Source organism: Enhygromyxa salina (assembly GCF_000737335.2).
Classification (GTDB): domain Bacteria; phylum Myxococcota_A; class Polyangia; order Nannocystales; family Nannocystaceae; genus Plesiocystis; species Plesiocystis salina_C.
The window spans coordinates 1-5,021 of the sequence record NZ_JMCC02000211.1; the positions used below are offsets into that span (position 1 = coordinate 1).

At 63.0% G+C, this 5,021-nt stretch carries 10 protein-coding genes; 9 read left to right on the forward strand and 1 reads right to left on the reverse strand.

All coding sequences use genetic code 11. The annotated features are described in order from the left end of the window. The 9 genes from DB30_RS40005 to DB30_RS40045 form a co-directional block, all read left to right on the forward strand. A partial coding sequence (locus DB30_RS40005; RefSeq protein WP_165704174.1) for a M35 family metallo-endopeptidase occupies positions 1 to 380 on the forward strand: 380 nt, incomplete at its 5' end. A gap of 36 nt (positions 381 to 416) precedes the next feature. Then, positions 417 to 713, forward strand: coding sequence for a hypothetical protein (locus DB30_RS40010; protein WP_146662827.1), 297 nt, complete (start codon positions 417 to 419; stop codon positions 711 to 713). Between the two features lie 50 nt (positions 714 to 763). Continuing rightward, positions 764 to 991 (forward strand): hypothetical protein, encoded by a 228-nt coding sequence (locus DB30_RS40015; RefSeq protein ID WP_146662829.1) that lies wholly within the window; start codon positions 764 to 766, stop codon positions 989 to 991. 160 nt (positions 992 to 1,151) lie between these two features. Further along, positions 1,152 to 1,367: a hypothetical protein gene (locus DB30_RS40020; protein WP_205633190.1), complete on the forward strand. Its 216-nt coding sequence runs from the start codon at positions 1,152 to 1,154 to the stop codon at positions 1,365 to 1,367. Positions 1,368 to 1,369: 2 nt separating this feature from the next. Then, complete coding sequence (locus tag DB30_RS40025) at positions 1,370 to 1,555, forward strand: hypothetical protein (protein WP_052559327.1); 186 nt, start codon at positions 1,370 to 1,372, stop codon at positions 1,553 to 1,555. Further along, positions 1,552 to 1,839, forward strand: coding sequence for a hypothetical protein (locus tag DB30_RS40030; protein WP_146662834.1), 288 nt, complete (start codon positions 1,552 to 1,554; stop codon positions 1,837 to 1,839). Before DB30_RS40025 ends, DB30_RS40030 begins: the two co-directional genes overlap by 4 nt. 56 nt (positions 1,840 to 1,895) lie before the next feature. Continuing rightward, positions 1,896 to 2,108: a hypothetical protein gene (locus DB30_RS40035; RefSeq protein WP_205633191.1), complete on the forward strand. Its 213-nt coding sequence runs from the start codon at positions 1,896 to 1,898 to the stop codon at positions 2,106 to 2,108. Positions 2,109 to 2,339: 231 nt separating this feature from the next. After that, positions 2,340 to 2,552, forward strand: coding sequence for a hypothetical protein (locus DB30_RS40040; protein ID WP_052559330.1), 213 nt, complete (start codon positions 2,340 to 2,342; stop codon positions 2,550 to 2,552). A gap of 50 nt (positions 2,553 to 2,602) precedes the next feature. Then, complete coding sequence (locus tag DB30_RS40045; RefSeq protein WP_146662829.1) at positions 2,603 to 2,830, forward strand: hypothetical protein; 228 nt, start codon at positions 2,603 to 2,605, stop codon at positions 2,828 to 2,830. 12 nt (positions 2,831 to 2,842) lie between these two features. On the opposite strand, the gene uvrC is transcribed toward DB30_RS40045, so the two are convergent. Next, positions 2,843 to 4,912 (reverse strand): excinuclease ABC subunit UvrC, encoded by a 2,070-nt coding sequence (gene uvrC, locus DB30_RS40050; protein WP_146662835.1) that lies wholly within the window; start codon positions 4,910 to 4,912, stop codon positions 2,843 to 2,845. Positions 4,913 to 5,021: the final 109 nt, after the last annotated feature.

Sequence of the window (5,021 nt, forward strand, 5' to 3'; positions counted from 1 at the left end):
GGATCAAGTGGAACTTCCGCAAGATCGTGCGGCGCTGCTCGAAGAACGTGATCACATTCAAGTGCCGAAGCACCGGCGAAATCTGCGGTTTCACCGATGCGCGAGCTTGGACGCGTTTGTCTTGGCATGCTTGGATTCGCGTGTGCAAAAACAACAAGAAGGGTCTATTCCGGCCGAACGGGACTCCGAGGGGATTTTTCGACGAGAGCGGCGGCACCATCCTGCACGAAGTATCACACAACATCAACGCGATTGGAGACAAGCGGCTCAACGGCGCCAAGGTAAGGGGCAAAGACGCAGCCCGAGAGCTGGCCTCGAGGAAGCCCGTTCGAGCAAGCTGGAACGCCTCCAACTATCAACAATACGGACTTTCCCGGTGACGATTTCAGACGTCCAACCGCACAGGAAGCCTCAACATGCTCACTACAACAGCAAGCCCAACAACACCAGGACGCGTACTACGTCGAAGCCTGCTTCTGTTCGCCGCATTTCTCACGATGGGGCTATGCAGCGCCCCTGCGCGAAGCGCGACATCATGCCCGTTCGGTGAAACGCTCGAACTCATAAATCCGGTCGTCACGGTCATAGAAGGTCCCAAGGACGACGCGACCGAAGAACAAAAGCGCTGGTCGATGCTGGCCGCTCCGTACATCGAGGGCATGCAGGATCTTCACTTCGAGGGGCAAAGGTTCGAACTCGAGAGGGCGGAATAGCGATGACTGACCGTTTGACATCTTGCCTCGGACTCACCCTCGCGCTGACGGTGACCGTTGCGCAAATCGCAAGCTGCGGCATGTACACGTGTGGCCCGGTCGAACCAGTCGAGTCTGGTGAGTACATGATCGTAAACCAATATGGGCAGCTCAATCCAGACTTCGAGGATCTGGTCGGCGCCCAACTCATCATCGACCGAGACACCGAGACCTCCATAATTCGCTACACGCGCGATGGCACCACCTACGAGGTCCGTCACTCGCTGACTGAACTGTGACCACGATGCGAGAGGTTCGATCGGAAGTCAGGGGATCGGGTGTCCCGATGGCGTCCTCAGCGCCCAGGAACGATTGGAGTTCACAATGACCCTCACTGACACAACATTTTCACGCGGCGCGCGACAGCGCATGTCACTCTTGGCTGCCACGTTCGTCATCATGGTCGTGGTCTTCGGCGCGCCCGCGCGAGGCATCGCATCGTGTCCGTTCGGTGAGCTGGTCGAGTTCACTGATCCCATCATCACCGTGGTCGATGGCCCTGGCTACCTTGACCAAGAACAAGCTCGCTGGTCGAAGGTCGGATCTGGCTTCATGGAGGGGATGCTGGAGCTGTACTTCGATGAGCAGGTGTTCGAACTCGAGAGGGTAGAGTAGTGATGACTGATCGCACGTTTTCTTGGTTGAGGACCGCGGTCTTCTTGTTGGTGGGCGTGACCCAACTCGCCAGCTGCAGCCTCGAGTGTGGCGGGTGCGGCGATCTCGATCCGGTCGAGTCCGGTGAGTACATCATCAACAAAAACAACAACTCAACGGAATGGCTCAGTGATCGGAGTCCACAATGACCCTCTCTGACACAACAATCTCACGCAACGCACGACACCGCGTCGGGCTACTGCTCGCAGCCTTTGGCACAATGACCATCTGGAGCGTTCCGGCGCAAGGCGCGAATTGGTGTCCGTCCGGTGAGTTGGTTCACCTTGTCGATCCGATGGTCACGGTGGTCAGTGGCCCGGGTGACGCGGCCCAGGAGCAAGAACGCTGGGAGAACTTCATCCCCACCAGCATTCAGGGCATGCAGTCCATGAGCATCGGCAAGCAGGGCTTTGAACTCGAGAGGGTGGAGTAGTGATGATTAGTCGACTCACAAGTGGTCTCGTCATTGTGCTCGCGCTGGTTGTGGGCATGAGCCAAATCGCCAGCTGCATCGAACGCTGTGACGATTCGGAGTCTGGAGAGTACGAGATGATTCGCGGACTCTACGGCGAGTTCAGCCCGGAGTACGAGGATCTCGTCGGTGCCCAACTCATCATCGACCCAGGCGCCGAGACCTCCAAAATTCGCTACACGCGCGATGGCACAACCTACGAGGTTCGCCGCTCGTTGGCGGACCTCTAGCCGCCGCTTGTTCGGCGCAATCGAGCCTCGGCCCCCCAACCGAGGCTGCGTGCCACCGCACGACACGCGGGTGTGACGATCGAGCAACAATCAACACTACCGAATTCCCCGATGACGATTCAGACGCCCAACCGCACAGGAACCCTCAACATGCTCACAACCACAACAAGCCCAGCAACCCCAGGACAGGTACTACGTCGAAGCGCGCTTCTGTTCCCCGCATTTGTCACGATGGCGCTATACAGCGCGCCCGCGCAAAGCGCGATCTCGTGCCGGTTTGGTGAGCGACTCGAGTTCGTCGATCCAGTGGTCACGGTGGTCGATGGACCCGGTGCCGCCGCCCAAGAGCAAGAGCGCTGGTCGAGCTTGGCCGCACCATACATCGAGGGCATGCAGGATCTTCACTTCGACGGGCAATGGTTCGAACTCGAGAGGGCGGAATAGCGATGATTGAACGATTGACAAATTGCCTCGCACTCACCCTCGCGCTGACGGTGACCGTTGCGCAAATCGCAAGCTGCGGCATGTACACGTGTGGCCCGGTCGAACCAGTCGAGTCTGGTGAGTACATGATCGTAAACCAATATGGGCAGCTCAATCCAGACTTCGAGGATCTGGTCGGCGCCCAACTCATCATCGACCGAGACACCGAGACCTCGATCATTCGCTATACGCGCGATGGCACCACCTACGAGGTCCGTCACTCGCTGACGGAGCTGTGACCACACTCCCCCCTACCCACTCAACGCCCCAACAATCGCCTCCGCCAGCTTCCCCCCCACCCCTTTGACCTCGCACAGCTGCTCGACCGACGCGGCCTTGATCGCCTTGACGCTGCCAAAGTGCTTGATCAACGCCCGCTTGGTCGCCGGCCCAATCCCGGGGATCCCATCCAACACCGAGACCAGCGAGCTCTTGCCCCGCCGCTTCCGATGATGCGTGATCGCAAACCGGTGGGCCTCGTCGCGCAGCCGGGTCATCAAGTACAGCTCTGACGAGCCATGCGGCAGCGCGATCGCGTCGCGGGCCCCGGGCACGAACACGCGCTCGGGCCTGACCTCGCCGGGGTCGTCTGCATCGTCGGCGGTCTGCACCACATAGTCCGCGAGCGCCTGGCCGGGGGTCGCCTCGGGGGTCTCCGCGACCCCCTGCTCGCGCAAGCGCTCGAGCCCCTGCTTGCTCGCGGTCACGGCAAACCGCCGCTCTTTCGCCAGCGACACCAAGTCCACGCCTTCGTCGCCCAGCGCGATCCCCAGATCCTGCATCGCCGCGATCACGCGATTGAGCTGCCCCTTGCCGCCGTCGATCACCATGAGATCCGGCAGCGCCCAGTCGTCGTGCTCGAGCGCGCGCCGGAGCCGGCGTTCCAGCACCTCTTGCATGGACGCGAAGTCGTCGTTTTGGCGGTGCCCCTGGCTGAGCTCGCCGCCGCTGCCCTTGATCTTGAACTGCCGATAGCTGGACTTGTCGGGCTCGCCGTCAACGAACACGACCATGGACGCGACGGGATCGCTGCCCTGAATGTGGCTGACGTCGTAGCACTCCATGCGCCGCGGCAGCCGGCTCAGGCGCAGGCGCTTGCGCAGGGCGAGCAGCGCCGCCTCGCCGTCGTCGCGCTTGCTCCGGCGCGTGGCGAAGTTGCTGGCGGCGTTGCGCTCGGCCAGCAGCACCAGCTTCTTGCGATCACCCCGGACGGGGACCTTGACGGGCACCTTCTTGCCGCGTCGCTCGCTGAGCCACTCCGCGAGCGGCTCGGCGTCGTCCTCGGCCAGCGCGAAGGGCAGCAACAATTCATCGGGCGCGAGCGGGGCCTCGTCGTAGTAGGCGCTCAGAAAGCTGGAGAGCACCTCGGCGTCGGGCAGCTCCATGCCCTTCTCAGAGAACCGCTGGGTGCCCATGAGCTTGCCCTGGCGCACGTGCATGACCACGAACTCGACGTTGCCGCCCTCGCGGTACACACCGACAACGTCTTGATCGAGCTCGCCGGTGCCCACCACGTCTTGGCGCTGCAGCGTGGTCTCGATCGCGCGCAGCTGATCCCGGGCGCGGGCGGCCTTCTCGAATTCCAGGGCGTCGGCGGCGGCCTGCATGCGCTGCTCGAGGCCGCTGACCAGCTCGCTGTGGCGCCCGGCCAAGAACAAGCCAACGTCGCGGACTTGATCGGCGTAGAGCTGCGCGTCAACGTCGTACACACACGGCGCCGGGCAGCGATCAATCTGGTACTGCAAGCAGGCCCGCTTCCGGTGCTGAAGCACGAAGTCCGAGCAGGTCCGCAGCTTGAAGTGGCGGTTGACGACCCGCAGCGTGTGCCGGGCCGAGCTCGCCGAGTGATAGGGCCCGTGGTACTGCGCGCCGTCCTGCGCGATGTTGCGGACGACCTCGAGCTTGGGCCAGGCCGCGCGGGTGTCCAGGCGCAACACCAGGTACTGCTTGTCGTCGCGCAGCTTGACGTTGAAGCGGGGTTGATGCCGCTTGATCAGGTTGTTCTCGAGCAGCATCGCCTCCTTGTCGTTGGAGGTGACGACCGACTCGATGTCGCCAAGCAGCTTGGACAGCGCGGGCACGAACAGGCGGTTGTCGTGACCGTTGAAGTACTGGCGCACGCGGGCCCGCAGGCGCCGAGCCTTGCCCACGTAGACGATGCGACCCTTGCGATCGCGCATCACGTACACGCCCGGCTCGTTGGGCAGCAGCTCGACGAGCTCGAGCAGCTGCTCACGGTTGCGCGCGCGCGGCTTCCAGTCGGCCGGGATCCCCTCGTCCGGCTCCGCGACGGGCACTCGACGGGACCGCGGTTTGGCCATGGTGGCTCAGTCCCCAGCCGGTGCGGGGGTCGGCACGACTCCGGGATCGGGCGGCGCCTGCTCGGGCGCGCCGGGCTGGCCCTCGGGGAGCGGCGGCGCGGCCTCGGGT